This window comes from uncultured Amaricoccus sp. (genome assembly GCF_937858865.1).
Lineage (GTDB): Bacteria > Pseudomonadota > Alphaproteobacteria > Rhodobacterales > Rhodobacteraceae > Amaricoccus.
Window position 1 is genome coordinate 1 of record NZ_CALLYO010000563.1, and the last position, 3071, is coordinate 3071.

General features: G+C 71.9%; 4 protein-coding genes and 1 pseudogene. 2 read left to right on the plus strand and 3 right to left on the minus strand.

Annotated features, from left to right (window positions below):
* Window positions 1-153: 153 nt before the first annotated feature.
* Window positions 154-966 (minus strand): LOG family protein, encoded by an 813-nt coding sequence (locus Q0112_RS16660; RefSeq protein ID WP_297977110.1) that lies wholly within the window; start codon window positions 964-966, stop codon window positions 154-156.
* Window positions 967-1052: 86 nt separating this feature from the next.
* Between Q0112_RS16660 and dapD the strand changes: the two genes are divergently transcribed.
* Together dapD and Q0112_RS16670 are read left to right on the plus strand one after the other, a co-directional pair.
* The gene (gene dapD / locus Q0112_RS16665) at window positions 1053-1907 is read left to right on the plus strand and encodes a 2,3,4,5-tetrahydropyridine-2,6-dicarboxylate N-succinyltransferase (RefSeq protein ID WP_297977111.1); all 855 of its coding nucleotides are present in this window, start codon (window positions 1053-1055) and stop codon (window positions 1905-1907) included.
* Window positions 1907-2212: a hypothetical protein gene (locus Q0112_RS16670; RefSeq protein WP_297977112.1), complete on the plus strand. Its 306-nt coding sequence runs from the start codon at window positions 1907-1909 to the stop codon at window positions 2210-2212. Before dapD ends, Q0112_RS16670 begins: the two co-directional genes overlap by 1 nt.
* Window positions 2213-2263: 51 nt before the next feature.
* Here Q0112_RS16670 and Q0112_RS16675 read toward each other — a convergent pair whose 3' ends face one another.
* Window positions 2264-2743 carry an NUDIX hydrolase gene (locus tag Q0112_RS16675; protein WP_297977113.1) on the minus strand — a complete coding sequence of 160 codons (480 nt, stop codon included), beginning with the start codon at window positions 2741-2743 and terminating at the stop codon, window positions 2264-2266.
* 36 nt (window positions 2744-2779) lie between these two features.
* Window positions 2780-3071, minus strand: a pseudogene (locus Q0112_RS16680) (dibenzothiophene desulfurase); the annotation flags it as partial.

Below are 3071 nucleotides of genomic sequence, written 5' to 3' on the forward strand. Positions count from 1 at the left end.
TGTTGGCGGGGCCCCTCGTCTGCTCGATAGGGTTTCTGCCTGTATGAAAGCCTTCGGGGAGGGTGCGTGACGGCCGTGTCGCGTATAGACGTTGTTGTCTATACGCTGGAAACATACGCGATATCGGGAGCGAACGTGCGCGGCCCCGTGGGCTCAGGGCGCCGGCCAGTCGTCGATCAGCGCCACGGCCTGGGCGGCGGAGTCGGCGAAGCTGAAGAGCCCGATGTCCTCGGGGGCGATCGTCCCGGCGTCGGCCAGCGCCTGCCAGTCGACCACCTCGGTCCAGAACTCCTCGCCGAAGAGCAGGATCGGCAGCCGCCGCATCCGCCCGGACTGGACCAGCGTCAGCACCTCGAAGAGCTCGTCGAGCGTGCCGAACCCGCCGGGAAAGACCGCGATCGCCCTGGCGCGCATCAGGAAGTGCATCTTGCGGACGGCGAAATAGTGGAAGTTGAAGCTGAGGTCTGGGGTGCCGTAGATGTTCGGCGTCTGCTCGTGCGGCAGCACGATGTTGAGGCTGATCGAGATGCCGCCGGCCTCGGCGGCGCCGCGGCTCCCCGCCTCCATGATCCCCGGCCCGCCGCCGGTGCAGACCACCCCCTCGCGGTTGCCGGTGGCGAGGGCGCGGATCGCGCAGAGCCGGGCGAACTCCCGCGCCTCCTCGTAGTAGCGCCCGAGCGCCGCCGTGGCGCCGCCCGCGCCGGTCGCCGGATCGTGGATGCGGGCGCTGCCGAACATCACCACCGTCGAGGCGATCCCCCGCTCGGCCAGCGCCATCTCGGTCTTCAGCAGCTCGAGCTGCAGCCTGACCGGGCGGAGCTCCTCGCGGGTCAGGAAGTCGGCGTCGCTGAAGGCGAGCCGGTAGCTCGGGTCGAGCGTCTGCGGCGTGCCGGGCACCCGGTCGCTCTGCTCGAGATCCTCGCGGGCATCGGGGAAGCGGCGCTGCGGCTCGCTCGGAATGGTCATGGGCGCGTCCAGATTGCCTCCGGTTTCCTGCCGGCTTATAGCTTGCGCCCCGCCCCCGCCAGAGCGAACCGGAAAGGCCGATCCCGATGACGAGCTTCGACCACACGAGCCTCGAGCGCGCCGTGGAGGCCGCCTGGGAGGCGCGCGACACCATCACCCCGCAGACCGGCGGCGCCGGGCGCGCGGCGATCGAGACGGCGCTCGAGGCGCTCGACAAGGGGATGCTGCGCGCCGCCGAGCGGCAGGCGGACGGCAGCTGGAAGGTGAACCAGTGGGCGAAGAAGGCGGTCCTCCTCGGCTTCCGCCTGCAGGACATGGGGGCGCAGTCCGGCGGCCCGCAGGGCGGCGGCTGGTGGGACAAGGTCGACTCGAAGTTCAAGGGCTGGACCGACCACGACTGGCGCGCCGCCGGCTTCCGCGCCGTGCCGACCGCGGTGGTGCGCCGCTCGGCCTATATCGCGCCGGGCGCCGTCCTGATGCCCTGCTTCGTCAACCTCGGCGCCCGGGTCGGCGAGGGGACCATGGTCGACACCTGGGCGACGGTCGGCTCCTGCGCCCAGATCGGTGCCCACGTCCACCTCTCGGGCGGCGTCGGCATCGGCGGCGTGCTCGAGCCGCTGCAGGCCGGCCCGACCATCATCGAGGACAACTGCTTCATCGGCGCCCGCTCCGAGGTGGTCGAGGGGGTGATCGTCCGCGAGGGCTCGGTGCTCGGCATGGGCGTCTTCATCGGCCAGTCGACGAAGATCGTCGACCGGGCGACCGGGGAGATCTCCTATGGCGAGGTGCCGCCCTATTCGGTGGTGGTGGCGGGCTCGCTGCCCGGAAAGCCCTTCCCGGACGGCACGCCCGGCCCGAGCCTCTACTGCGCGGTCATCGTCAAGCGGGTGGACGAGCGCACCCGCTCCAAGACCGGGATCAACGAGCTGCTGCGCGACTGATGCCGGAGGTCTACACCCTCCTCGTCGAGGTCGGCCGCAAGGCCGGCGACGGCCTGCCCGAGGGTGCGACCGGCGCCGCGCTGCTCTGCTATGCCGCCGGCGTCGACGAGGCCGAGGCGGTGCGCGAGACCGTCGCCGTGCTCAAGGTCGCCGAGCTCGCTCCGCTCGACGTCACCGGCTACGGCACGCTGGCGGAGCGCGAGGCGGCCGGCGCCGAGATCGCCTCCGAGGAGCGCGCGCTGATCGCGCGTGCCGGCGCCGAGAACGCCGTCGTCGTGGCCGAGATCACGCCATTCTTCGACTGAGCGGCGTTGGCCGTTCGAAGCTTGCAACGAAGAAACCGCCGTAAGCCATTGTCACGCCGGCTCGGCCTGGGCTTCCGGGTCGAACTCCCGGATGATCGTCGCCAGCTCGTGCTCGGCCACCCGCTGCGCCGCCTTCTCCGGCGCCAGCCACCTGGTCCGCCGCTGCCCGGTTTCCGGGAAGACCCGCAGCATCTCCTGCGCCTCGAGCGGATAGACCCGCACCACGCAGGGGATCCAGCGCTCGGGCCCGAGCCGCTTGGGATAGGTGTAGACGCCGATGCTGCGGCTCGACACCGTCCCGCGCAGCCCGGCCTCCTCGTAGGCCTCGCGCGCGGCCGCCTCCGCCTCGGTGCGGTTGCGCATCGGCCAGCCCTTGGGGATCACCCAGCGCCCGGTGTCCCGGCTGGTGATGAGCAGGATGCGCAGCCCCTTGGCCGTCCGGCGCCAGCAGAGCGCCCCGACCTGCAACCGCGGCGGCTGGCCCGGCGAGGAAGCGGCGGCGCGCGGGCGTTTCGTCTTGTCCTTGGTCATGCGCTGCGGCGGGCCTTCGGGAGCGGACTCCGTGTGTTACCCCCTTCCGTAGTAGAGTCCAACCACGTGCTCCGCCTCCGCGAAGAAGAGCCAGCGCAGGACGAGCATCCCCACCGCATGCAGGAGCGCCGCGGCCACGAGCGCGGCGGAAGCCGGCACGAGCGCGAGCGTCCCGGGCAGCACCACCGCCAGGAGGAGGCCGATCAGGCGGAGCTTGCCGGCGTGGCGCCGGCCGACGACATGGACCATCTCCCGCGTCAGGTAGTTGGCGCCGGTGTGCGGCGGGGCGAAGAGCCGCACCCGCCCGAGCGCCCCGAGGCCGGTGGCG